Consider the following 24,694-nt stretch of genomic DNA (forward strand, 5'->3'; position numbering starts at 1 on the left):
GCCCCGGAACCAGCGGATCGGCGACGCCCCGGATCGGGGAAAGCCCCGGCAGCAATGACCAAGCGATCACCACCACGACGCTCTGGCCGCGTCTTGGGTTATCCGCATGGCGCTGGCCCGTCGATCATTCAACCATACCGCGAACGGCGGGATGCTTCGTCTCAGATCAGCCCGCGCCGCAGCATAATCCACACCGCCACCGCCCCCAGCACCAGCAGGCCCAGCATGACGCTGGCGGCGACGCCAAGCGCGCCGCCCTGCAGCCGGCGGCCCTGGCCCAGCGGCCGCAGATAGGCGGTCAGCAGCTTGTAGGCATGTTCGAGCCGCGCCAGATCCACCTGCCGCGCCAGTTTCGGCTGCCCGGCCTTGCGGTCGGCCTCGGCCAGGAAGCGCGCCTCGCGCCGCAGCCGCCGCGGCAGCGCCCCGCCACGTTTGCGCAGCATGCTTTCCAGCTCGGCCGGATGGCCGCGCCTGACACCGCCGAATCGCGCCGCCATCAGGCTGGCCACCTCGTCGGCCATCGGCCGGATTCTCTCGATGCCCATTCCTGCTCCGCGTCCTGTCCGGTTTTCGCCGAACCTACGGCCCAGACTGATCGATTGTCAAAGCCGGAAGATGACGGTGACGGAGAGGCCGCGCTTGGCGCATCCGTCGGTGCGGGCTGCAACGGCCATGCCGGTCTTCGACGCGCGGGGCGGCTGGAATCGGGTCAAACCCGATCCCCGCAAGCATGTTGACGGGTTCCGAGCCCAGGCACCATTCCCATAGCTTTTCTGTCGTATGCCGGCAGGCTGCGCGATTCACGCCGATGATGGACAGACGAGACCCGCGCCCGCCTGACCCGCCCGCCATCCCGAGCAGGTCATCGGCGCCGCCGGTCCGTTACGGCTTGTTCGCCAGCAAGGCGCGCAGCTGCGCGGGAAAGAGTTGCAGCAGCAGCGTCTCGGTCACCGCGGCGTCGCCGTTCGAGACGAAGGCGCGCAGGTCGATGGGGCTGTCATCGCGCGGCGCCTGTTCGTCGAAGCTGCCGAAACCCAGATCGAACATGGCACGCCATGTCGGGCGGCCGACGATGGGATAGACCGCGTCGTTCGACACCACCCCGCGCGAGGCGGTGATGTTGAAACGCGGCTCGTGATCAGGCCCCAGACCATGCGGGGTGAAATCGCAGACGATCTTCATGGTGTCGCGCGGTCGCGGCTGGCCGGGCACGCCGCCGGCGCCGACGCGAACCGCCACGAATTGCCCGGTGCTGCCGGTCAGCGGACTGTCCTTGAGCCAGGACAGCGTATAGTCCAGCGCATAGGCGTCGCCGGGCTTGGCCGGGGCGGCAGGCTGCCAGAAGGCCACGATATTGTCATGGATCTCGTCCTCGGTGCGCAGCTCGACCAGGGTGACGGTGCCGTCGCCCCAGTCGCCCTTGGGGGCCACCCAGGCACTGGCCCGCTTCTCGTAGAAGACGCCATCGTCTTGGTATTGCTCGAAATTCCTTTCCCGCTGCATCAGCCCGAATCCCTTGACCGAAGGCGCGGCGAACGTGTTCGCCATGGTATGCGGCGGGTTGTTCAGCGGCCGCCAGATCCGCTCGCCGCTGCTGGTCTGGATCTCGAGCCCGTCGGAATCGTGGATCTCGGGGCGCCAGTCCGCGGCCAGATGCGGGGTGTTCTTGCCGAACCAGTACATCGAGGTCAGCGGCGCGATTCCCAGCCGTTCGACCGCATCGCGCATGAAGATGCGGGCGGTGACGTCCTGCACCACGCCCTCGCCCCGGCGCGAGACGATGCGATAGGCGCCGGCCGCCCGAGGGCTGTCCAGCAGCGCATAGGCGGTCAGGCCGTTGTCGGTTTCCGGCTCCAGCCAGAAATGCGTGAACAGCGGAAACTCCTCGGGACCGTCGGGAATGGCGGTGTCGATGGCCAGGCCGCGGGCCGACAGGCCGAACTGGCCGCTATAGCCCGAAGTCCGCCAGTAGGAGGCGCCCAGAAACGCCATCCAGTCCAACCCGGTTTTCGCATCCATGACGCTGAAGCCGGCAAATCCGTCGGTCTTGGCCAGCCGCCGCGCCGGGTTGTCCGGGGGAATGTCGAAAAGATCCAGCGAGAACGGGATTTCCGAGGCCATGCCGTCCTGGAGCGTATAAAGATGCACCGGCTGCTTGAAATAACGGCCGGGAAAGAAGAACCGCACCTGCGAGGCCACCGGCTCGTCGCGCCAAAGCGCCTGTTCCTGGCGAAAGCGGATCTCGTTATGGTGGTCGTAATCCACCTGTTCCAGGATTTCGGCATCGTCGACGCGCGGTGGCTGATAGGCCTGTTGCGCCAGCTCGCGGGCGCGTTGCGTCAGCATATCAAAGGAAAACGGCACCGGCTCGCCGTTGCCGGCGCCATCCTCTGTCGCCCGGGCGATTTGCGGCAGCAGGAAAAAGGCACCGCCGCCCAAAGCGGCTTGCAGCACAGTGCGGCGGGCGAGTTTTCGCGAATACATGATACCCCGAGAAAATAGAGATTCCTTCCGCGGCCATCGAGACGCAGGTTGATCGGTAATACAAGATCTTGCCCCCGTCTTGGCCGAGTTTTGCCGATCCCGACGCGAAAAAAATACGGCCGCTTGCCCGGGGCCGCCGGGCGGGCAGGCAATTGGGGCACCTCTGGCTGGCGATAGGGCCGATCCGCATGATTTCGCTTATCGTTGCCCGGCCGGCCCAAGCTGCAAGCAGCGCCGCAGCGCTAGGCCCGCAGCCAGTCCGGCGCGTATCGGACCTCCTCCACTCCGGCCAGCGGCGCGATGCGCCGGATCTCGGCCGCCAGGCCGGCAAGCCGGCCCTGGCCCATGCGCAGCCCCGGCTCGGGCCAGAAGGCGCGGACGACCAGCACGCCATTCTCGCGCTTGGCATCCAGCCGCCCGATCAGCCGGTCGCCCTGCATGACCGGAAAGACGTAATAACCATATCGCCGCTTTTCCGCCGGCACGAAAATCTCGATGCGGTAGCGAAAGCCGAACAACCGCTCGGCCCGCGCCCGGTCGCGCAAGGCGGGATCGAAGGGCGAGAGCAACCGGACGCGCGACACGGGCTCGGGCAGCGTCGCGACCTGGTCCAGCAGCGCCGGGGTCGAGAAACTGCGCCGCAGCGAGCCGTCGGCCATTTCCACGTCGATTTCCACGATGCGGCCGGCTGACAGCGCTGCGGAGCACCAGCGCTTCGCCTCGTCCGCCGTGGCGATGGCGAAGAAGCCGACCAGTTCGCCGCTGGTGGCAAAGCCCAGCCGCTCCAAAGCCGCGGCCATCGCCCAGTCTATGATCTCGGCCTCGTCAAGGCGCGCGGCCAGATGCTCGGCCGGGATCACCCGCTCGGCCAGGTCATAGACCTTGCGGAAGCCGGCGCGATGCCGGATCGCCAGCCGACCCGAGCGCCACAGGTATTCCAGCGCGGTCTTGGACGGATGCCAATCCCACCAGCCACCCGACGCCCTGGGCTCGTCGCCGCCCAGATCCGACGCGCTGGCCGGGCCGTGATCGGCGATGCGGCGCAGGACCGGGCCGAACTCCGCGTCCCAGCCCTCGCGCCGCCATTTCGGCCAGCGGCGTTGCATATGCGCCTCGTCCCGGGCGAATTTCAGCCGCCACATCGGATAGAAACGCATCGGGATGACCGCGGCGTCATGGGTCCAGTGCTCGAAACCGGCGCGATGGCGGGCGATCAGGCTTTCCAGCGCCGGCGGACGGTAGCGGCCGCGCCGCGACCACAGGATCAGGTCATGCGCCCGCGCCAGGGTGTTCACGCTGTCCACCTGCACGAAGCCCAGACCGGTCAGCACCTGTTCCAGATCCGCGCCTCGGCCCGGGCCAGCGCCGGGGCGCAGCAGCAGGTGCCGGTCCAGAAACAGCCGGCGCGCGTCGCGATTCTTCAGCTTGGGACGGGTCGTCATCGTTGCGTTTGTCCTGTTGCGGATTCTGGTCTACAGATTTTGCCACACCAACGGGGATAAAGAATGACCGATCCTGATGTGAATGCCATGCCGCTGGCCGAGCTGAAACTGCTGCGCAAGGATGTCGAAAAGGCCATCGACGGCTACGCGACCCGCCGCATGGCCGAGGCGCGGGCCAAGGCCGAGGAAGCCGTGAAGGAATTCGGCTTCTCGCTGGCCGAACTGGTCGAGGCGGCGGCGCCGCGCCCGGCCTCTGTCGCGAAATACCGCCACCCGGAGAACCCGACCCTGACCTGGAGCGGCCGCGGCCGCAAGCCGGGCTGGATCGCCGACGCCCTGGCCGCCGGCAAGTCGCTTGGGGATTTCGCCATCTGACCGGCGGCGGGCCGCGGCAAGAAACCGGGTGACAAGCCGCGCCGCGGCCGCTATGCAGGGCGCATGTCGCAACTGATGTTCTACACCACCTCGTATTATTGGTTCCGCTGCATCCAGCGGAGCCGGGTTGCCGTGTAGCGCATAGGCGCGATACCGATCCCCGAAGCCGCTGGCCAGACCGGCGGCTTTTTTCTTGCGATGCGCTTCCGGTCCGGCCTCTCCACAAGGAAAGAGCCATGCCCATCCAGACCGAGAACCTGCATATCGACACGCTCCGTCCCCTGCCCGCCCCCGCCGCGCTGGCCGCCAGCCTGCCGCGCGACGAGGCGATCTCGCGCATCGTGGCCGACAGCCGCGCCGCCATCCGCACCATCCTTGCCGGTCGCGACGGCCGGCTGCTGGTGATCGCCGGCCCCTGTTCGATCCACGACCCGGATGCGGCGCTGGATTACGCCGCGCGGCTGGCCGAGCTGCGCCATGCGCTTGCCGACCGGCTGGAGATCGTGATGCGGGTCTATTTCGAGAAGCCGCGCACCACCGTGGGCTGGAAAGGGCTGATCAACGACCCGCATCTGGACGGCTCGGACCGCATCGAGGACGGCCTGCCGCTGGCCCGCCGCCTGCTGCTGGAGATCAACCGCATGGGCCTGCCGGCGGCGACCGAGTTCCTCGACCCGATCCTGCCGCAATATTTCGCCGATCTGATCGCCTGGGGCGCCATCGGCGCCCGCACCACGGAAAGCCAGATCCACCGCCAGCTCGCCTCGGGCCTGTCCTGCCCGGTCGGGTTCAAGAACGGCACCGATGGCGGGGTGCAGGTGGCGCTGGACGCCATCCGCTCGGCCGCCGGCTCGCACAGCTTCCCGGCCATCACCACCGATGGTCGCGCGGCCATCGCCACCACAACCGGCAACGATGCCTGCCATGTCGTGCTGCGCGGCGGCCATGGCGGGCCGAATTACGGCGCCGGCCATGTCGCGGCCGTGGCCGAAGCCGCCGCGACAGCGGGGATCGACCCCGGCATCGTCATCGACGCAAGCCATGCCAACAGCGGCAAGGATCCGGCCCGCCAATCGGCGGTCATCGCCGACATCGCCGCACAGATCCGCGCCGGCGAGACGCGGATTCGCGGCGTCATGCTGGAAAGCAACCTGGTCGCCGGCCGGCAGGAGCTGGTTCCCGGCCAAACCCCGGTCCATGGCCAGAGCATCACCGACGGCTGCATCGGCTGGGAGGAGACCCGCGCCCTGCTGCGAGACCTGGCCGAAACGGCGGCGGGCCGGCTGCGCATCGCCGCCTGACCGGCGGGCTCAGGGCTGATGCGGTCCGGCCGGTTGCGGCCGGTCCGCGTCTTTCCACCGCGAACGGGCGGTCACAGCGGCCAGAACAGCGGAATCGTCAGGCAGGCCACAATGCCGCAGATGATGTCCAGCGGCACCCCCACCTTGACGAAATCGCTGAACCTGTAGCCGCCGGGGCCATAGACCATCAGATGCGTCTGGTAGCCGATGGGCGTCGCGAAGGCGACGGTGGCCGAGAACATCACGGCCACCACATAGGCGCGCGGGTCGTGGCCCAGGGATTTGGCCAGAGCGATGGCCACCGGCGTCAGCAGCACCGCGACGGCGTTGTTCGACAGCACCTCGGTCATCACCAGGCCCAGAAAATACACCGCGATCAGCGTGGCAAAGGGCGGCAGCCCCTGCAGCCAGGGCGCGACGAACCCCACCACCAGATTGACGGTGCCGGTATGTTCCAGCGCCTCGCCCACCGCCAGCATGGCAAAGATCATCGCCATCAGCCTTGCATCGACAAAGGCGAACGCCTCCTCGGCATCGACGCAATGGGTGATCAGGATGATCGCCGCGGCGATGAAGGCCAGCGCCATGATCGGCGCCACGTCCAGCGCCGCCAGGCTGACCACGGCCAGCAGGCAGAGGATGGCAATGGGCGCCTTCGAGCGCCGGAACGGCCGGGCCGAGGGCCGCGAGACATCGACTAGCTCCATGTCGGCGGCAAGGCGGGCGATGTCCTCGGGCGCGCCTTCCAGAAGCAGCGTGTCGCCGGTCTGCACCACCAGGTCGTCAAGCTGACGGCCGATGTTCTGGCTGCGGCGATGCGCGGCCAGGACATAGACGCCATAGCGCCGGCGCAGGCGCATGTCGCCCAGCCGCCGCCCGATCAGCCGCGCGCCGGGCGAGATCAGCACCTCGACGGTTTCGGTCGCGACCGAGCTGAGCTTGTCGACCATCTGGAAATTCTTGTTCTCCTGCATCTCCAAAAGCTCGGCCATTTCCGAGCGCAGCACCACGCGGTCGCCCGGCTCCAGCACCACCTCGGCCAGGTTGCGGCGCAGCGAGGCATCGCCGCGCAGCACGTCGATCACCCGCACCGAATCGCGCTTGAAGATCGGCGCCGACAGCACCTCGAGCCCGACCAGGCTGGAATCCTCGGGAATGGCGACCTCGGTGAAGTATTTCATCTCGCGCCGCGTGCCCAGGAAGCCGGCAAGCGAGGTGCGCTCGGGCAGAAGCCGCCAGCCGATCAGCACGAAATAGGCGATGCCGGCCAGCGTGATGGCGATGCCGACCGGGGCGATCTCGAAGATCGAGAACGGGGTCATGCCGGCCTCGCGCGCCACGCCGTCGACCAGCAGGTTGGTCGAGGTGCCGATCAGGGTCATCATGCCGCCCAGGATGGTGAAATAGCTCAGCGGCATCAGGAATTTCGACGGCGAGGCGCCCAGCCGCAACGCCAGCTGGATGAAGATCGGGATCATCACCGCCACCACCGGCGTGTTGTTCATGATCGCCGAGGCGATGATGACGAAGCCGAACAGCGCACAAAGCGTCAGCCGGGGATGGCTGTCGGCCCGCGCCGTCACCAGCCGCGACATGATTTCCAGCGCGCCGGTGCGCAAAAGGCCGCCCATGATCAGGAACATGAAGGCGATGGTCCAGGGCGCCGCGTTCGACAGCACCGAGGCCGCGTCCTTGATCGGCAACAGCCCCAGCAGCATCAACATCGCGGCCGTGCCGATCGCGACGACCTCGGGCGGGCGCCGTTCCCGGATGAACTCGATGAACATGATGGTCACGATGATCAGCATGGCGATCGCCGCGTTCGTTCCGGTCAGTGCAAAACCAAACATGCAAGTCCTGTCCAGAGGCACCGTTAATCACGGCCCATTCGATGGGGTAATAGAATTATTTCCCCTGTCGTCGCAAGCGAAAGCGCCGGACCGGCCGCAGTCAGGCGAAAATCGGCGAGGCGGAAAGCCGGCCGCCGGCCCGCACCGCCTCGACCGTCGTGGCCTTGCCGGTGCGGTCGTCGGTGGTGACCAGCACGCCCGACAGCGTCGCCTCGCCCTCGGCCGGGGTGAAGCGTTCCGAGGCCATGCCGGTCAGGAACCGGCGCAGCGGCTCGGTCTTTTCCATGCCGATCACGCTGTCATAATCGCCGCACATGCCGGCATCGGTCTGGTAGGCGGTGCCGCGGTTCAGGATCATGGTGTCGGCAGTGGGCACATGGGTATGGGTGCCGACGACCAGGCTGGCGCGACCGTCGCACCAATGGCCGACCGCCATCTTCTCGCTGGTGGCCTCGGCATGGATGTCGACCACGCTGGCCTGCACCAGCCCGCCCAAGGGATGCGCCTTCAGCACCGCGTCGATGGCCGAGAACGGGTCGTCGAAGGGCCGTTTCATGAACACCTGACCCAGAACCTGCGCCACCAGAACCTTGCGGCCGCGCGTCGCGTCGAACACGCGCGCGCCGCGGCCGGGCGCGACCTTGGAATAGTTCAGCGGCCGGATGATGCGCGGCTCGGTTTCGATATAGGACAGCATTTCCTTCTGGTCGAAGGCATGGTCGCCCAGTGTCACGCAATCTGCACCCGAATCGAGTATGAGCTTGGCGTGTCCCCCGGTCAGACCCATGCCGCCGCTGGCATTCTCGCCGTTGACGATGGTGAAATCGACCCCCAGTCGCGCTTTCAGCGGCCCGAGCCCTTCCGAAATGGCGCGCCGGCCGGCGCGCCCCATCACATCGCCAAGATAGAGAATCCGCATGCGCCAGCGTTAGGCCAAAGCAGCAGCATCCTCAAGCCCCGCCGCCGCGTGACGGTGGCGGGCCTCAACCCAGAAAAGCCCCCAACGCCGTGCCCGCCAGGGCGGCGACGGCCCCCAGCGCCATGCCAACCGCCAGTCCCCGGCCCCGGCGGGGCGGAGGCGGCGGGGCGGCCGGCTCGCGCAGCAGCTCGGGCATGCGGCGTTCCAGGAATTCCGGCAGCAGCGGCGCGAAACGGCCCAGCACCTGCGCCGCCCGCGCCAGATCGCGGGTCGCGGCCCTGGGCCCCAGGTTGTCGCGGATGTAGCTTTCCACCACCGGCCGGGCGACCTGCCACATGTTGATCTGCGGGTCGAGCGAGCGCGCCACCCCCTCGACCACGACCATGGTGCGCTGCAGCAGGATCAGTTCGGTCCTTGTGGCCATACCGAAACGCTCGGTCACTTCGAACAGATAGGCCAGCAGATTCGCCATCGAGATCTGGCTGGCATCGGCGCCGAAAATCGGCTCGCCCACCGCCCGCAGCGCGCGAGAAAATTCCTTGATGTCGCGGTCGGGCGGCACGTAGCCCGCCTCGAAATGCACCCGCGCCACGCGATCGTAGTCGCGGCGGATGAAGCCCATCAGGATCTCGGCATAGACGCGGCGGGTATATTCGTCGATCTCGCCCATGATGCCGAAATCGTAGATGACGATGTCGCCGTCCCTTGCCACCTTCAGATTGCCCTGGTGCATGTCGGCATGAAAATAGCCGTCGCGCAGCGCGTGACACAGGAACAGTTGCAACACCCGCTCGCCCAGTTTCGGCAGGTCGTGGCCGGCGGCGCGCAGCGCGGCGATGTCGCCCAGCGGCGTGCCCTCGGCCCAGTCGGTGGTCAGCACCCGCCGGGCGCTGAGATGCCAATGCGGGCGGGGAACCTTCATCCCCTCGTCGCCCCGGGTATTCTCGGCGAATTCCGAAGCCGAGGCGGCTTCCAGCCGCAGGTCCAGCTCTCCGGTGACCACCGATTCGAAATGGGCGACCACATCGCGCGGCCGCAGACGGCGGGTGGCGGGCGACAGCCGCTCGATCATCCCGGCGGCGAAGTGAAAGGCGTCGATGTCGCGGCGGAAGGCGGATTCGATGCCCGGCCGCAGCACCTTGACCGCGACCTCGCGGCCGTTGTCGGCGCGGCGCGCGCGATGGACCTGGGCGATCGAGGCCGCCGCCACCGGCTCGGAGAACGCGTCGAACAGCGCCTCGACCGGCTGGCCCAGCTCGGCCCGCAGGGTGCGGCGTGCCTGGTCCTGCGAAAAGGGCGGCAGTCGGTCCTGCAGCATGGAAAGCTGGTCGGCCAGCTCGACCCCGACCACGTCCGGCCGGGTCGACAGGATCTGGCCGAACTTCACATAGGCCGGCCCCAACGCGGTGATGGCGCGGGTGACGGGCGGCAACGCGGGGTCGCCCTTGTAGCCGAGCCAGGCGAAGGGCCAGCCAAGGATGCGCGCCGCGACGCGCAGGCGGGCGGGCGCGTCCGCCGCGTCCAGCGCCACCTTCATGGCGCCGGTGCGTTCGAAGGTGGCGCCGGTGCGGATCAGGCGCCAGATGTTGTGCGGGCCGCGCATGTCAGAGCTTCCAGCCGGAATGCAGCGCGGCGATGCCCATCGACAGGTTGCGCCATTGCACGCGGCCGAAACCCGCTTCGCGGATCATCTCGGCAAAGGTTTCCTGATCGGGGAACTTGCGGATCGATTCCACCAGATACTGATAGCTGTCGCGGTCGTTCGCGACGATCTGCCCCATGACCGGGATCACGTTGAAGCTGTAGCGGTCATAGAGCCATTGCAGCATCGGCACCGGCATCTGGCTGAACTCCAGCACCAGCAGCCGGCCGCCGGGCTTGAGCACGCGCCGCGCCTCGGCCAGCGCCTGCGGGATGCGGGTGACGTTGCGGATGCCGAAGCTGATCGTGTAGCGGTCGAAGCTGTCATCGGCGAAGGGCAGCCGCATGGCATCGCCGGTAACCCAGGCCAGGCGGTCCGCGAGTTTGCCGGCCTCGGCGCGCTTCCTGCCCTCGACCAGCATCGACTCAGTCATGTCGCAGACGGTGACGCGGGCACCCGGAGCGCGTTCCAGAAAGCGGAAGGCGATGTCGCCGGTGCCGCCGGCCACGTCCAGCAAATGCTGGCCGTCGCGCGGCGCCAGCCAGTCCATCATCGCCGTCTTCCAGACCCGGTGGATGCCGGCGCTCATCAGGTCGTTCATCACGTCGTAGCGCGAGGCGACGCGGGAGAATACGCCATGGACCAGCCCGGCCTTGTCCTTTTCGGCCACGGTGCGAAAACCGAAATGGGTTTCCCCGTTGCTGTTGCCGCCGGGCTTGCCGCGCTCGTCAGGGCTCATATCGCTTGTCCATCCGTCGTTTCGCGCCCAGATAGTCCGAAAGCGCGCCGCGCGCCATACCGGGGACGCGGGCCGCACCATGCGACGAACGGGAAGAAAATGCCAGAACTGCCAGAGGTGGAAACCGTGCGACGCGGCCTTCAGCCGCATCTCGAGGGGCGGGTGATCGCCCGCGCCGAAGCCCGCCGCCCCGACCTGCGCTGGCCCTTGCCGCCGGATCTGGTGCAGGTGCTGACCGGCACGCGGGTGATCGGCTTGCGCCGCCGGTCGAAATACATCCTGGCCGATCTGGAGGATCGCGGCAGCCTGCTTTTGCACCTGGGCATGTCGGGGCGGATGCTGATCGAGGGGGAATCGCAGGGCGAATTCCACCGCGACCCGGCGATCCTGCCGCGCCACGACCATGTGGTGCTGTGGACCGACCTGGGCACGCGCATCACCTTCAACGACGCGCGGCGATTCGGCATGGTCGACCTGGTGGCGCCGGGGGTGACGCATCCGCTGCTGGCGCATCTGGGCCCCGAACCGCTGTCCGAGGCCTTCACCCCCGAGGCGCTGGAACGGGCCTTCGCCGGGCGGCGCATGCCGGTCAAGGCGGCGCTGCTCGACCAGCGAATCGTGGCCGGGCTGGGCAATATCTACGTCTCCGAGGCGCTGCACCGCGCCGGGATCGACCCGCGCCGGCTGGCCGGCACGGTCGCGGCGCCGGAAGTGGCGGCGCTGGTCGGCCATGTCCGCGCCGTGCTGGAGGAGGCGATCGCCGCCGGCGGTTCGTCCCTGCGCGACCACCGGCAGGCCACGGGCGAGCTGGGCTATTTCCAGCATTCCTTCCGCGTCTACGACCGCGAGGGGGCGCCCTGCCCGACGCCGGGTTGCGCGGGCACGGTGCAGCGCATCGTGCAATCCGGCCGGTCGAGCTATTTCTGCCCGCTCTGCCAGGGCTGAAGCCGCCTCCGGCGGGGGTATTTGATCAACAGAGAAGCGCGCTGGCCTTGCGGTCGCGCATTTGTTACGAGTCGCGGTCAGCTTGTTTGCGAAAGGCAAGGAGTCGATGGCTTACCAGACCCTCACCGTCGAGATCGACGACTATGTTGCGCTGATCCGGCTGAACCGGCCCGAGGCGCTGAACGCACTGAACTCTCAACTCATGGGGGAACTGGCCGAGGCGACGGCCGAGGCCGACCGGAACGAGAAGGTGCGCTGCATCGTCCTGACCGGCAGCGAGAAGGCATTCGCCGCCGGCGCCGACATCAAGGAGATGTCCGGCAAGAGCTTCGTCGAGGTGTACAACGAAAACATCTTCGGCGACGAGATCGACCGCATCACCGCCACCCGCAAGCCGATCATCGCCGCCGTCTCGGGCTATGCGCTGGGGGGCGGCTGCGAACTGGCCATGGCCTGCGACTTCATCCTCTGCGCCGACAATGCCAAGTTCGGCCAGCCCGAGATCAACCTGGGCGTCATCGCCGGGATCGGCGGCACCCAGCGCCTGACCCGCTTCGTCGGCAAGTCGAAGTCGATGGAGATGCATCTGACCGGCCGCTTCATGGATGCGGCCGAGGCCGAGCGCTCGGGTCTGGTCAGCCGCGTGGTGCCGGCGGCCAAGCTGATCCCCGAGGCGCTGGCCACCGCGAAGAAGATCGCCGAGAAGGGCCAGATCGCCGTCGCCACCGCCAAGGAGGCCGTCAACCGCGCCTATGAGACCACGCTGCGCGAGGGCGTGCTGTTCGAGCGCCGCAGCTTCCAGGCGCTGTTCGCCACCGAGGACCAGAAGGAGGGCATGGCCGCCTTTCTGGAAAAGCGCGAGCCGCAGTTCCGCGACCGCTGATTCTGCTTGGCTTTCCGCCCGGGCCGCGATATAGGACCGGGCTTACATGCGCGTGGGCCCGCTTAAGGCAAGAATCATGACCGTCCGCTTTCGGACGGTGCCGTGGGGCTTTTGCGTAATCGAGATACGAGAAAGAGAACAGGACCCATGGCCAACACGCCCCAGTCGAAGAAACGCGCCCGCCAGCTCGAGCGCCAGACCGCCGTCAACAAAGCCCGCCGCTCGCGCATCCGCACCTTCCTGCGCAAGGTCGAGGAAGCCATCGCCAGCGGCAATGCCGACGCCGCCCGCGAAGCCCTGCAGAGCGCCCAGCCGGAACTGATGCGCGGCGTGACCAAGGGCGTCGTTCACAAGAACACCGCCGCCCGCAAGATCTCGCGCCTGTCGGCCCGGGTGAAGGCCCTGGCGACCGCCTGATCGGCTGCGGCATTTACGCAACTGTCGGTAGCAATGACTTGGGGCGCGTTCCACCCGGACGCGCCCTTCCCCATATGGGGCTTCAGGTTTTTCCCATGATTTCCAGCCGGTTGCGTTTTGTCTCAGCAATATTGCAGGCTTGCGAGATTCGATCCGGCAAAGTGACTGTCAAGCGCGAAGATCGGTTGCTGGCTGACGCGGGTTCTTGCTAGCTTGTTCCCTGCGATTCACCGTCGCGCCTGGGGGACATGCTCGGAACGGGCGGCCTTTTCTGCCAACCGTCAGAGCGGCAGCAGGATCACAGCGATCCGCTACCGATAATGCACGAACCGGCTGCCACCGGCATCGTGCGCGTGTCTAATCGTTTCGGCCGCAGGACGGCCCCTGTCACGCCGCTTCGGTGGCGCGGGGCGTTCTGTTGCCGAGGCTTGTCCGTTCGGGCCGCGCCATCGAATCGCCTCACGCCGGAGGATTTCGGCGGGCATGGGGACAAGAGACGGAACTGGGCGAGATGGACAGACTTTGGGGGCAGGCACGTGAAGAACTTCAGAAGATCGTCGGAACCGACAGTTTCTCGACCTGGATCGAGCCGCTCCGCCTGACCGGGGTCGAGGACGGCACCGCCACCATCGCCTGCCCGACCCGTTTCCTGTCCGACTGGGTGTCGCGCCATTACAGCGACGACATCCTGAAGGTGCTGGACCGTATGGGCGGTCCGGTGCAGCGCCTGAGCTTCCAGACCCGCAGCCAGACCGCCCGCCAGGCGGCCGCGCCGGCCGTCAAGCGCCCCGCCCCCCCGCGCCCCGCCGGCGAGGAGGAATTGGCCGCGCCGCTCGACAGCCGTTTCACCTTCGACAATTTCGTCGTCGGCAAGCCGAACGAGCTGGCCCATGCCGCCGCCCGCCGGGTGGCCGAGGGCGGGCCGGTGACCTTCAACCCGCTGTTCCTTTACGGCGGGGTCGGCCTGGGCAAGACCCACCTGATGCATGCCATCGCCCGCGAGATCCAGGCCCGCCAGCCCGAGGCGCGGGTACTCTACCTGTCCGCCGAGCAGTTCATGTATCGCTTCGTCCAGGCGCTGCGCGACCGCACGGTGATGGATTTCAAGGAGCTGTTCCGCACGGTTTCCGTGCTGATGGTCGATGACGTGCAGTTCATCGCCGGCAAGGAATCCACGCAGGAGGAATTCTTCCATACCTTCAACACCCTGGTCGATCAGGGCAAGCAGATCGTCATCTCGGCCGACCGCGCGCCGGGCGAGATCAAGGATATGGAGGAGCGCATCAAGTCCCGCCTGCAATGCGGGCTGGTGGTGGACCTGCACCCGACCGATTACGAGCTGCGGCTGGGCATCCTGCAAAGCAAGACCGACAGTTTCCGCGCCCAGTATCCCGGGCTTCTGATCGCGCCGGGCGTGCTGGAGTTCCTGGCGCATCGCATCACCTCGAATGTGCGCGTGCTGGAAGGCGCGCTGCAGCGGCTGTTCGCCTTCGCCAGCCTGATGGGGCGCGAGATCACGCTGGACATGACCCAGGAATGCCTGGCCGACATCCTGCGCGCCAACGACCGCAAGGTCTCGATCGAGGAGATCCAGCGCAAGGTGGCCGAGCATTACAACATCCGCCTGGCCGACATGATCGGGCCGAAGCGCGTGCGCACCGTCGCCCGGCCGCGGCAGATCGCCATGTATCTGTCCAAGCAGATGACCTCGCGCAGCCTGCCCGAGATCGGACGGCGCTTCGGCGGCCGCGACCACACCACCATCATGCATGGGGTGAAAAAGATCGAGGAACTGCGCAGCGCCGACCGCAGCCTGGCGGAAGACATCGACCTGCTGCGCCGGCTGCTGGAAGCCTGATCGCATCCGCTTGACCTTGCGCGGGATTGTGCCACATTGGCGCCCCGCGCCAGGCGCGGCAAGGCCAAGACACAAGGGTGGACCATGAAGTTTTCGATTGAACGCGCCGATCTGGTGAAAGCCGTTTCCCAGGCCCAGTCCGTCGTCGAACGCCGCAACACCATCCCGATCCTGGCCAACGTGCTGATCGAGGCCACGCCCGAAGGCGTCAGCTTCCGCGCCACCGATCTGGATACCGAGATCGTGGACCGCGCCGCGGCCCAGGTCGAGCGGCCCGGCGCCACCACCGTTTCGGCCGGGATGCTGAACGACATCGCCCGCAAACTGCCGGACGGCGCGCTGGTGCAGCTCAGCCTCGACGCCGCCTCGCAACGGCTGGCGGTGCAGGCCGGACGTTCGAATTTCAGCCTGGCCACCCTGCCGCGCGAGGACTTCCCGGTGATGTCCTCGTCGGAATATTCGGCGAATTTCTCGGCCCCCGCCGCGGTGCTGCGCCGGCTGTTCGACAAGTCCAAATTCGCCATCTCGAACGAGGAAACCCGCTATTACCTGAACGGCGTCTACATGCATGTCGCCCAGGGCGAGGACGGCCCGACGCTGCGCTGCGTCGCCACCGACGGCCATCGGCTGGCGCGGATCGACGCGCCGCTGCCCGCCGGCGCCGAGGCGATGCCCGGGGTGATCGTGCCGCGCAAGACCGTGGCCGAGCTGCGCAAGCTTCTGGACGATGACGAGGCCGAGATCGCGGTCTCGGTCAGCGAGACCAAGGTGCGTTTCGCCACGCCCCGGATCACCCTGACCTCGAAGGTGATCGACGGCACCTTTCCGGATTACAGCCGCGTCATTCCCTCGGCCAATGCCCGCAAGCTGGAAGTCGATGCCGGCGATTTCGCCAAGGCCGTCGACAGGGTGGCCACCGTCAGCAGCGAGCGTTCGCGCGCCGTCAAGCTGTCCTTGGACGAGGATCGGCTGGTGCTGTCCGTGAACGCCCCCGATGCCGGCGCGGCGGACGAGGAACTGCCGGTCGCCTATGCCGACGAGCCGCTGGAGATCGGTTTCAATGCCAAGTACCTGCATGAGATCGCCAGCCAAATCGAGCGCGAGAACGCGGTCTTTCTGTTCAACGGCTCGGGCGACGCGGCACTGATCCGCGAGGGCGGCGACACCAGCGCGGTCTATGTCGTCATGCCGATGCGCGTGTGACGCTGACCCAACTGCACCTGACCCAGTTCCGCAGCTGGGCCAGGCTGGAGATCGAGGCCGACCGCCGCCCCGTCGCCATCCATGGCCCGAACGGCGCCGGCAAGACCAATATCCTGGAAGCCATCTCGATGCTGTCGCCCGGCCGCGGCATGCGCGGCGCCGCGCCCGGCGATCAGGCCCGCAAAGGGCCGGATGTCGGCTGGCAGATCCGCGCCCGGATCGACGAGCATGAGGTCACGACCCGCGCCCTGCCCGGCCAGCCGCGCGAGGTGATGATCGACGACAAGCCCTCGACGCAGATCGCGCTTGGCCGGCTGATGCGGGTGATCTGGCTGACCCCGGCCATGGACCGGCTGTGGACCGATGCGCCGGAACAGCGGCGGCGCTTTCTCGACCGGCTGACGCTGAGCTTTATTCCCGGCCATGCCGAGGACGCGCTGGGTTACGACAAGGCCATGCGCGAGCGCAACCGGCTGCTCAAGGATGAGGTCCGCGATCCCGGCTGGTATCGGGCGCTGGAGGCGCAGATGGCCGAGATGGGCGCGGCTGTCACCCGCAACCGGCTGGACGCCATCGCCCGGATCGCGACGGCGCAGGACGGGGCCAGGACTGCCTTCCCCTCGGCCAGCCTGACGCTGCTGCCCGGCGAGGGCTTCGCCGACGACCCCGATCCCGACAGCATCGCCGCCCGGCTGGCCGCAGGCCGCAGCCGCGACATGGCCGCCGGCCGCAGCCTGAGCGGCCCGCATCGCGCCGATCTGGGCGCGCATTGGGGGCCGCAGGCAATGCCCGCAGCGCTGAGTTCGACCGGCGAGCAGAAAGCGCTGCTTCTGTCCCTGATCCTGGCCAATGCACGGGCGCTGGAGGGCGAAAGCCCGGTGCTGCTGCTGGACGAAGTGGCGGCGCATCTGGATGCCGACCGCCGCGCCGCGCTTTACGACGAGATCTGCGCGCTTGGCGCTCAGAGCTGGCTGACCGGCACCGGGCCGGAGCTGTTCGAGGCGCTGCGCGGCCGGGCGCAATTCCTGGCGGTCGCGCGCGAAGCCGAGGTCTCGCGCATCATGGGTATTTGAGGAGCAAAGCAGCCGGCTGGGCGTCGATTCGGGTATTTGGAAAACGGTGAAGCTCAGGGGGCGAGCATCAGGTCCACCAATTCGAAGCGGGTGACATCGACCAGCCCCAGGTCCGAGATCCGCAGTTCCGGGATCACCACCAGCGCCAGCAGAGAATGCTGCATATAGGCGTTGTTGAGCGTGCAGCCGCAATCCCGCATCGCCTGGACGATGGCCTGCGCGGCCTCGGCCACCTCCTCGGCCGGGCGGTCGGACATCAGCCCGGCGATGGGCAGGGCAACGCTGGCAAGCTCGGCACCGTCGCGGAACACGGTGACACCGCCGCCGATGGCGCCAAGATGGTTCGCCGCCGCCGCCATGCTGTCGCGGTCGGTGCCGACGACGATCATGTGGTGGCTGTCATGCGCCACCGTCGAGGCGACCGCCATCCGGCCCCGATAGCCGAAGCCCGAGACGAAGCCGTTCACCACACCGCCCGTCGCCCGGTGGCGTTCGACCAAGGCGATGTGGCAGGTGTCGCCCTGCCCCTCGATCACGCCGTCGCGGATCGGCAGTTCGGCGGTCAGTGCCTTGGTCGGCGCCTGGTTCTCGACCACGCCGATGACGCGGACGCGGGCGGTGGCGCCCGTGGCGCGGACCTCGAAATCCGGGGCGGCGAGGCGCTTGCCCAGATGCACCGAGTTGCGCGCCGTCTCGGGCCAAGCGATGCGCGGGCAATCGACCAGCAGCCTGCCGGCTTCCGCGACCAGCCGCCCCTGGGCGATCACCGCCTCGATCGGCAGGATCCGCAGGTCCGAGGTCAGAATCACATCCGCCCGCCGACCCGGGGTGATGCTGCCGAGTTCGCGTTCCAGTCCGAAATGGCTGGCGGCGTTGACGGTCGCCATCTGGATCGCCACCAGCGGATCGCAGCCGCAGGCGATGGCGTGGCGCACCACCCGGTTCATGTGCCCGTCATGGACCAGCGTGCCGGAATGGCTGTCGTCGGTGCACAGGATGAAGAAGCGCGGGTCGAGCCCCTTTTCGGTGATCGCGGTGATCTGGCTTGCCACGTCATACCAGGCCGAGCCCAAACGCATCATGCAGCCCATGCCCTGACGGACGCGGGCGATGCCCTGCGCCTCGGTCGTGGTCTCGTGATCGTCGTTGGCGCCGCCGGCGACATAGGCATGGAAGGGCCGGCCCAGGTCGGGGCTGGCATAATGGCCGCCCACGGTCTTGCCGGCGGCGCGGGTGGCGGCGATCTCGGCCAGCATCTGCCGGTCGCCGGCGGCGACGCCGGGGAAGTTCATCATCTCGCCCAAGGCCACGATGCCCTCCCAACCCATGGCCTGCGCCACCTCGCCCTCGGTGATCGGCTGGCCGGTGGTTTCCAGCCCCGGCGCCGAAGGCGCGCAGCTGGGCATCTGGGTGAACATGCTGATCGGCTGGAGCAGCGATTCGTCGCGCATCAGCCGCACGCCTTCAAGGCCCAGCACGTTGGCGATCTCGTGCGGGTCGTGGAAGATGGTCGTGGTGCCATGCGGGATCACCGCCGCCGCGAAGCCGGCCGGGGTCAGCATCCCCGATTCGACATGCATATGCGCGTCGATCAGGCCCGGGACCATGAAGCGGCCCGCCGCCTCGACCACCTGCGTATCGGGGCCCACCGAGGGGCCGGCATCGGGGCCGACATAGGCGACGCGACCGTCCGCCACCGCCACGTCGATGCCGGGGATCGCCTCGCGCGTGTGGACGTTCACCCACTGCCCGCCCCGGACCACCAGATCGGCCGGGGCGCGGCCGGCCGCCACCTCGACCAGCCGGGCCTGGGATTGGATCCACGATTTCAACATGCCTGCCTCCCTTGTTCATCGCCCCCAGATTGCGGCAGGGTGGCGCGGAAGGAAAGGCGGCGCGATGGAATGGAGCGGCGAGGCCAGCGTGATGGCGCTGCAAAGGCACGGCGAAAGCGCCGTGATCCTGACCGTTCTGACGCGCGAGGCCGGGCTGATCCGCGGCCTGGTGCCCGGCGGCGCCAGCACCAGGCGCGCCGCCATACTGCAGCCGGGCAGCCGGGTCAGCCTGCGCTGGCGGGCGCGGCTGGAGGACCAGTTGGGCACTTTCGCCGTCGAACCGGTGCGGGCGCGGCCGGGGCTGCTGACCGGCGCCGATGCGCTGGCCGGCGTGAACGCGGTCACCGCGCTGCTGACCTATGCCCTGCCCGAGCGCGACCCGCATCCGCGCCTTGTCGACGCCACCGAGGCGCTGCTGGACCTGATGGATTGGGGCGAGACCTGGGCCGAAGCCTATCTGCGCTGGGAGATGCAGCTGCTCGACGAGCTGGGCTTCGGCCTCGATCTCAGCAGTTGCGCCGTGACCGGCTCGCGCGAGGGGCTGGCCTATGTCAGCCCGCGCTCGGGCCGGGCGGTTTCGGCCCAGGCGGCGGGGGAATGGGCGCCGCGGTTGCTGCCCTTGCCGGCCATGCTGGGCGGGCGCGGCAATGGCGGCATCGAGGATGCGCTGGCGCTGACCGGGCATTTCCTGCATGCACGGCTGGCCGAAGCCCATGCCGGTAAGCCGCTGCCGCCCGCCCGCGCCCGGTTGGTCGCCCGGCTTATTGCGTCACCGCCCGCCAGCGGATGGTGACATCGGGACCGGTCATCAGCAATTCCCCGCCCTCGCGCCTTGCCTCGCGCACGGCACCGAGCGCCTGGAAGAAGGCGTGCTCGCCGCCCTCCTGCAGGCAGGCGCGGCGGGTCGTGGCCAATGCGCCCAGATCCAGCGCCGGCAGCGTGGCATTGTTGCGGCCGGTGAACAGGTTGCAGGGCCCCTGCCCCGAGACGGCGCCATCCGCGGCGATGCGCAGCGTGGGCGTGCCCGAAACCGCGACCCCCTCGACCGCGATCAGCTCGTAATCGCCGGGAATGGGCGTGTCGTCCCCGGTCTCGGCTTCAGTCACGCAGGCCGCCAAAACCAGCGGCAGGGCGAGGAGTATTATCCGCATCGCGCGCTCCTTTGCGAAGGGGGCGCCCCGCAGGGCGCGCCGTCCGGTCACTTTTCCTTGCGATAACCCGGCTCGTAGGTCAGGTAGGTCGGGCCCTTGATGGTCAGCACGCCGCCTTCATAGGCGATGCCATTGGCACCCGAGAGCGCCTGGAAATAGCGCGATTCCAACTGCCCGGCCCGGCCGGAACAGGCCATCTTCGTGGTGGTCAGCGCCCCCAGCGCGAAGCCCGGCGGCTCGGCGGTCTGCGGGGCCGTGTAATTGTTGCAGGGCGCCTGGCCCGAGATCGAGCCGTCGGCCTCGATCGTCATGCCGACATTGCGTTGCGGCACCGTGTCCGAGCCGATGCCGACCAGCACATAGGGGCCGGTCGGCACGTTCGAGCCGGGGGACGAGGGCGCGGTCGGATCGCAGGCGGCAAGGCCGAGCGTGGCGACAATCGCCGCGGAAATCAGGGGGATGCGGGTCACTGGCAGCTCCGTTCTGTTCTGTTGCCGCCATAATGCCTGAACGGCCCCCGCTGTCCAGCAGGGGCCGGAATTTCATCCTAGTCCAGTAGCCTGCGTGCAATAACCTGGGCCTGGATCTCGGCCGCGCCCTCGAAGATGTTGAGAATGCGCGCATCGCAGAGCACGCGGCTGATGGCATATTCCAGCGCGAAGCCGTTGCCGCCATGGATCTGCAGGGCATTGTCGGCCGCCGCCCAGGCGACGCGGGCGCCCAGCAGCTTGGCCATCCCGGCCTCGAGGTCGCAGCGCCGGCCGTGATCCTTTTCCCAGGCGCTGAAATAGGTCAGCTGACGCGCGATCATGATCTCGACCGCCATCATGGCGAGCTTGTCGGCGACGCGCGGGAACTCGATCAGCGACTTGCCGAACTGCTTGCGGTCGATGGCATATTGCATGCCGATCTCGGCCGCGCATTGCGCCACGCCGACGGCGCGAGCGGCGGTCTGAATCCGAGCCGATTCAAAGGTTTCCATCAGTTGCTTGAAGCCTTTTCCAGGCTCCCCGCCCAGAAGGTTCCCGCCCTTGACCCGGAAGCCGTCGAAGCCCAGTTCGTATTCCTTCATGCCGCGATAGCCCAGCACCTCGATCTCGCCGCCGGTCATGCCGGGGGTCGGGAACGGATCGTCGTCGGTACCGGGGGTCTTTTCCGCAAGGAACATCGAGAGGCCGCGCCAGTCGCTGCTCTCGGGATCGGTGCGCACCAGCAGCGTCATGACATGGGTGCGCTGCGCATGGGTGATCCAGGTCTTGTTGCCGGTGACCACCCAGTCCTCGCCGTCGCGAACCGCCCGCGTGCGCAAGCTGCCCAGGTCCGAGCCGGTATTCGGCTCGGTGAACACCGCCGTCGACAGGATCTCGCCCGAGGCGAGGCCGGGCAGCCATTTCGCCTTCTGCTCCTCGGTGCCGCCGCAGAGGATCAGCTCGGCCGCGATCTCGCTGCGGGTGCCCAGGCTGCCCACGCCGATATAGCCGCGCGACAGTTCCTCGGTGACGACGACCATGGACGCCTTGGAAAGGCCGAGCCCGCCGAATTCCTCGGGGATGGTCAGGCCGAAAACGCCGAGTTCCGCCAGTTCCTCGACGATCTCCATCGGGATCAGCTGGTCCTTCAGGTGCCATTCGTGGGCATTGGGGATCACCCGTTCCTCGGCATAGCGGCGGAACTGGTCGCGGATCATCTCCAGATCCTCATCGAGCCCCGTGGTGCCGAAGGTCGCCCGACCCCGGTTGTCCTGCATCAGCCGCGCGAGTTCCGCCCGCGCCGGCGCGCTGTTGCCGCGCATCAGCCCCAGCGCCGCCTCGCCCGGCCGCCAGTCGATCCCCAGGTCCGAAAGCCGGGCAAATTCCGTCTGGCTCATCGGAATGCCGCCGGCGACCTGGGTCAGGTATTCGCCCAGACCGATCTGCAGGATCAGCGCCTCGATCCGGCCCAGATTGCCCGCCTCGGCCAGCCGCGCGGCCCAGCCGGTCAACTGGCGAATCGATTCGACATAGGTGGCAAGCCAGGACAGGGCATGGGCGGCGTGCTGGTGTTCCTCCAGCAGCGCCGGCTGCGGCTTGCCTGAGGGCGCCACCAGCGCCCGCAGCGTCTCGGTGGCGCGCGATTGCAGGGTCTCAAGTTCCGGGAGCGTGGCTGCGGCCAGCGCCAGCAGGGCGGAAGGCGTATCGGCAGGCATCGCGGGCATGTCCTTCATGGCAGATTCCTTGTGCGGCGTTGCGGCATAAATACCGCCTTCGCAACCGCAGCGCAACTATCATGCGCCACAATGACCGGGCGTGAACTAAAATGACCCAGCAAACAGCCGGAAGCGGCCGAGATGCGGAAACCCTGCGGCCCGCCGGCGCAGTCCGCACTCCGCCGATCTTCTCGTGCCATGGGGGTCAAGGGCAACGCCCAGCAAGGCGGATGCCGGCATTGACGTTTCGAGGTTATCTCAAAGCACAGCCGCCGATATTCCCCTGGTCACGACATGATCGCAGTCCGCCGCCCTCATGGAGACGGCCGTCCTGTCGACTTGCATGAGATGACAGGAGACTGCACGAAAGTGCAGGATTCGAGATGTCTGGGAAGCACGCCCCGGGCAGCGCGCATGTGCAGAAAGGTCGCGGATCGTTCAATCTAGTCGAATCCGGTGCTGGTGACCGGATGGTGACCCGCTACGACCTGACCCTGCGGCCCTGGTTCTGGCTCGCCTCGCGCCGCCGCAACCAGCGGATCTTTCACGACAAGACCGTGGTGCAGATCCTGCAGGAGCTGCTGTCGGACTATGCCGGGCTGGGCGATCCGGCGCTGGAGATGCAGCTGTCGCAGCACTACCCGACCCTCGAATACACCGTGCAATATCGCGAATCCGACCTCGGTTTCGCCCGCCGGCAGATGGAGCGGCACGGCATCTCCTTCCATTTCCGCCACGCCCCGGGCAGCCACACGCTGGTGCTGACCGACGACGTGCTGGCGCATGAAACCATCGGTTCGCGGCCCTATAAAAGCTACGACGGCCACCATCAGGCCGAGGGCGAGCATTTCTGGGGCTGGGCGCCCGAGCGCAACCTGACCACCGGCGCCATCCGGCTGACCGATTACAATTTCAAGAAGCCCGACCAGGCGATGGAGGCCGACCGGCTGGGCGACGCCGCCCATGCGCAGGGCCAGATCGAGAGCTTCGACTATCCGGGCGACTATCCGGCGCAGGACGTGGGCAAGCTGGTCGCCGGGCTGCGCACCAGCCAGGAACGCGGCGCGGACCGCCGCAACCGGGCGGTGGGCGATTGCGCCAGCCTGCGGGCGGGGCGCCGGGTGACGCTTGCGGGCGAGCCGGTGCCGGGCACGGGCGAGACCTATCTCTGCCTCTCGGCCTCGCATCATTTCGTGTCCGAGGCCTATGGCTCCGGCGGTTCGGGCAGCGACGGCTATGCCTTCACCGGCAGCTACGCCTTGATGCCGGACACCGCGCCGATGGTGCCGCCGCGGCGCACGGCGGTGCCGGTGGTGCACGGCCCGCAGACGGCGATGGTGGTCGGCGAGGGCGAGATCGACTGCGACGCGTTCGGCCGCATCCTGGTGCGGTTTCACTGGGATCTGAGCGGGGCGTTCTCAATGCGCTGCCGGGTGTCGCAGAACTGGGCCGGCGCCGGCTGGGGCGGCATGGTCATCCCCAGGATCGGCATGGAGGTCGTGGTCGAATTCCTGGAAGGCGATCCGGATAAGCCGCTGGTCACCGGGAATGTGTTTATAACGGGCGCAATCAGGTGCCCTACCCGCTGCCCGCCAACAAGACCGTCAGCACCTTCAAATCCGATACTCATCAGGGCGATGGTTACAACGAGTTGCGTTTCGAGGATGAAGAGGGTGAGGAGGAGGTGTTCATCCACGCACAGCGCGACATGAACGCCAAGATCGAGCAGCACCGCACCGAGCGCGTGAACGAGAACAAGGTCGAAAGCGTCGGCGACTCCAAGGCAAGCGAGGTGCATAACGTTTTCGATTAGGTGGTCGGCGGCGACATGCGCATCTCGGTCGGCCCCGGCCATCGCGGGCGCTTCACGCCCGCCGACGCCACGCGCGAGACGCAAGGCATCGGCGGCTCCGCTAGCATGATCGGGAAAGCAATCGGCGACCACGGCGATGGCAATCTGGAAATCGCGGTTGAGCACGATATGAACAGCAACATCGGTCGCAATGGCTCTGAAACGCTGGGCAAGCCGAAGGCCACCACGGTCGGCGACAGCTATTACATCGAGGTCGCCAAGAACTTTGTGCTGGAAGCCGGGCGGCAGATCACACTTCGCTGCCGTCAAAGGATGATCACGCTGGATCAGCGCGGCAATATCGCGATCAACGGCAAGATCGCCACCTTCACCATGGATCAGCTTTTGCGGCTGATGTCGGATTTCGTGAAGATCAACGAATGAGATATTTCATCCTTGCTCTCGTTGTGTACTGTGCTGCCGGCGCGTACGCATTTTTTTCCCCTCCACTTTCCCTAGGTCATGTTGACAAAAGAGGTTCACACCGGGCTGAGGGCGTGATTCAAGCTGCCATCTGTGATGGAGACCAGCTTGGCCCGA

At 67.6% G+C, this 24,694-nt stretch carries 23 protein-coding genes; 12 read left to right on the forward strand and 11 right to left on the reverse strand.

Annotated elements, in window-relative coordinates:
• Positions 1–161: 161 nt before the first annotated feature.
• From ACFOMP_RS04860 to ACFOMP_RS04870, 3 genes are all read right to left on the reverse strand, one after another.
• Complete coding sequence (locus ACFOMP_RS04860; RefSeq protein WP_289893856.1) at positions 162–545, reverse strand: hypothetical protein; 384 nt, start codon at positions 543–545, stop codon at positions 162–164.
• 337 nt (positions 546–882) lie between these two features.
• A complete protein-coding gene (locus ACFOMP_RS04865; protein WP_289893857.1) occupies positions 883–2,484 on the reverse strand; it encodes a glucan biosynthesis protein in 1,602 nt (533 codons plus the stop codon).
• Positions 2,485–2,726: 242 nt separating this feature from the next.
• Positions 2,727–3,926, reverse strand: coding sequence for a winged helix-turn-helix domain-containing protein (locus ACFOMP_RS04870; protein WP_379028259.1), 1,200 nt, complete (start codon positions 3,924–3,926; stop codon positions 2,727–2,729).
• A 63-nt stretch (positions 3,927–3,989) separates the two neighbouring features.
• On the opposite strand from ACFOMP_RS04870, the gene ACFOMP_RS04875 reads away from it, so the two are divergent.
• Both ACFOMP_RS04875 and ACFOMP_RS04880 read left to right on the forward strand, forming a co-directional pair.
• Positions 3,990–4,301: an H-NS histone family protein gene (locus ACFOMP_RS04875; protein WP_379028261.1), complete on the forward strand. Its 312-nt coding sequence runs from the start codon at positions 3,990–3,992 to the stop codon at positions 4,299–4,301.
• A gap of 236 nt (positions 4,302–4,537) precedes the next feature.
• Positions 4,538–5,602, forward strand: a complete 1,065-nt coding sequence (locus ACFOMP_RS04880) for a 3-deoxy-7-phosphoheptulonate synthase (RefSeq protein WP_379028263.1) — start codon at positions 4,538–4,540, stop codon at positions 5,600–5,602.
• Between the two features lie 71 nt (positions 5,603–5,673).
• On the opposite strand, the gene ACFOMP_RS04885 is transcribed toward ACFOMP_RS04880, so the two are convergent.
• The 4 genes from ACFOMP_RS04885 to ubiE all read right to left on the reverse strand — a co-directional run bounded on the left by ACFOMP_RS04885 (position 5,674) and on the right by ubiE (position 10,752).
• Positions 5,674–7,452, reverse strand: coding sequence for an SLC13 family permease (locus ACFOMP_RS04885; RefSeq protein WP_289893861.1), 1,779 nt, complete (start codon positions 7,450–7,452; stop codon positions 5,674–5,676).
• Positions 7,453–7,552: 100 nt separating this feature from the next.
• Complete coding sequence (locus ACFOMP_RS04890; RefSeq protein WP_379028265.1) at positions 7,553–8,371, reverse strand: TIGR00282 family metallophosphoesterase; 819 nt, start codon at positions 8,369–8,371, stop codon at positions 7,553–7,555.
• Positions 8,372–8,435: 64 nt separating this feature from the next.
• Positions 8,436–9,974 carry a 2-polyprenylphenol 6-hydroxylase gene (gene ubiB, locus ACFOMP_RS04895; RefSeq protein ID WP_379028267.1) on the reverse strand — a complete coding sequence of 513 codons (1,539 nt, stop codon included), beginning with the start codon at positions 9,972–9,974 and terminating at the stop codon, positions 8,436–8,438.
• Between the two features lies 1 nt (position 9,975).
• Complete coding sequence (gene ubiE, locus ACFOMP_RS04900; protein ID WP_289893864.1) at positions 9,976–10,752, reverse strand: bifunctional demethylmenaquinone methyltransferase/2-methoxy-6-polyprenyl-1,4-benzoquinol methylase UbiE; 777 nt, start codon at positions 10,750–10,752, stop codon at positions 9,976–9,978.
• Between the two features lie 99 nt (positions 10,753–10,851).
• Between ubiE and mutM the strand changes: the two genes are divergently transcribed.
• The 6 genes from mutM to recF all read left to right on the forward strand — a co-directional run bounded on the left by mutM (position 10,852) and on the right by recF (position 17,131).
• The gene (mutM, locus tag ACFOMP_RS04905; protein ID WP_379028269.1) at positions 10,852–11,697 is read left to right on the forward strand and encodes a bifunctional DNA-formamidopyrimidine glycosylase/DNA-(apurinic or apyrimidinic site) lyase; all 846 of its coding nucleotides are present in this window, start codon (positions 10,852–10,854) and stop codon (positions 11,695–11,697) included.
• A 106-nt stretch (positions 11,698–11,803) separates the two neighbouring features.
• Positions 11,804–12,580: an enoyl-CoA hydratase gene (locus ACFOMP_RS04910; RefSeq protein ID WP_289893867.1), complete on the forward strand. Its 777-nt coding sequence runs from the start codon at positions 11,804–11,806 to the stop codon at positions 12,578–12,580.
• A gap of 147 nt (positions 12,581–12,727) precedes the next feature.
• Positions 12,728–12,997 (forward strand): 30S ribosomal protein S20, encoded by a 270-nt coding sequence (rpsT, locus tag ACFOMP_RS04915; RefSeq protein WP_289893868.1) that lies wholly within the window; start codon positions 12,728–12,730, stop codon positions 12,995–12,997.
• Between the two features lie 511 nt (positions 12,998–13,508).
• Positions 13,509–14,855, forward strand: coding sequence for a chromosomal replication initiator protein DnaA (gene dnaA / locus ACFOMP_RS04920; RefSeq protein ID WP_289893869.1), 1,347 nt, complete (start codon positions 13,509–13,511; stop codon positions 14,853–14,855).
• Between the two features lie 84 nt (positions 14,856–14,939).
• Positions 14,940–16,058 carry a DNA polymerase III subunit beta gene (gene dnaN / locus ACFOMP_RS04925; RefSeq protein ID WP_289893870.1) on the forward strand — a complete coding sequence of 373 codons (1,119 nt, stop codon included), beginning with the start codon at positions 14,940–14,942 and terminating at the stop codon, positions 16,056–16,058.
• Complete coding sequence (recF, locus tag ACFOMP_RS04930; RefSeq protein WP_379028272.1) at positions 16,055–17,131, forward strand: DNA replication/repair protein RecF; 1,077 nt, start codon at positions 16,055–16,057, stop codon at positions 17,129–17,131. The genes dnaN and recF overlap by 4 nt, the downstream gene beginning before the upstream one ends.
• A 53-nt stretch (positions 17,132–17,184) precedes the next feature.
• On the opposite strand, the gene ade is transcribed toward recF, so the two are convergent.
• Complete coding sequence (gene ade, locus ACFOMP_RS04935) at positions 17,185–18,966, reverse strand: adenine deaminase (protein WP_379028274.1); 1,782 nt, start codon at positions 18,964–18,966, stop codon at positions 17,185–17,187.
• A gap of 64 nt (positions 18,967–19,030) precedes the next feature.
• On the opposite strand from ade, the gene recO reads away from it, so the two are divergent.
• Positions 19,031–19,759, forward strand: a complete 729-nt coding sequence (gene recO, locus ACFOMP_RS04940; RefSeq protein ID WP_379028276.1) for a DNA repair protein RecO — start codon at positions 19,031–19,033, stop codon at positions 19,757–19,759.
• Here the strand turns inward: recO and ACFOMP_RS04945 are convergent.
• From ACFOMP_RS04945 to ACFOMP_RS04955, 3 genes are all read right to left on the reverse strand, one after another.
• Positions 19,728–20,117, reverse strand: coding sequence for an META domain-containing protein (locus ACFOMP_RS04945; RefSeq protein ID WP_379028278.1), 390 nt, complete (start codon positions 20,115–20,117; stop codon positions 19,728–19,730). The genes recO and ACFOMP_RS04945 overlap by 32 nt on opposite strands.
• Before the next feature lie 47 nt (positions 20,118–20,164).
• Positions 20,165–20,587 (reverse strand): META domain-containing protein, encoded by a 423-nt coding sequence (locus ACFOMP_RS04950; RefSeq protein WP_379028280.1) that lies wholly within the window; start codon positions 20,585–20,587, stop codon positions 20,165–20,167.
• A 77-nt stretch (positions 20,588–20,664) separates the two neighbouring features.
• Positions 20,665–22,320, reverse strand: coding sequence for an acyl-CoA dehydrogenase family protein (locus ACFOMP_RS04955; protein ID WP_379028282.1), 1,656 nt, complete (start codon positions 22,318–22,320; stop codon positions 20,665–20,667).
• 365 nt (positions 22,321–22,685) lie between these two features.
• Here ACFOMP_RS04955 and ACFOMP_RS04960 point away from each other — a divergent pair, with 365 nt between their 5' ends.
• The 3 genes from ACFOMP_RS04960 to ACFOMP_RS04970 are packed head-to-tail and all read left to right on the forward strand — an operon-like array spanning position 22,686 to position 24,538.
• A complete protein-coding gene (locus ACFOMP_RS04960; protein WP_379028284.1) occupies positions 22,686–24,014 on the forward strand; it encodes a type VI secretion system Vgr family protein in 1,329 nt (442 codons plus the stop codon).
• On the forward strand, positions 23,954–24,115 hold the full coding sequence (locus ACFOMP_RS04965; RefSeq protein ID WP_379028286.1) for a bacteriophage T4 gp5 trimerisation domain-containing protein: 162 nt from the start codon (positions 23,954–23,956) through the stop codon (positions 24,113–24,115). Before ACFOMP_RS04960 ends, ACFOMP_RS04965 begins: the two co-directional genes overlap by 61 nt.
• 15 nt (positions 24,116–24,130) lie before the next feature.
• Positions 24,131–24,538 carry a hypothetical protein gene (locus tag ACFOMP_RS04970; protein WP_379028288.1) on the forward strand — a complete coding sequence of 136 codons (408 nt, stop codon included), beginning with the start codon at positions 24,131–24,133 and terminating at the stop codon, positions 24,536–24,538.
• Positions 24,539–24,694: the final 156 nt, after the last annotated feature.

Source organism: Paracoccus simplex, from assembly GCF_042648325.1.
Taxonomy (GTDB): domain Bacteria; phylum Pseudomonadota; class Alphaproteobacteria; order Rhodobacterales; family Rhodobacteraceae; genus Paracoccus; species Paracoccus simplex.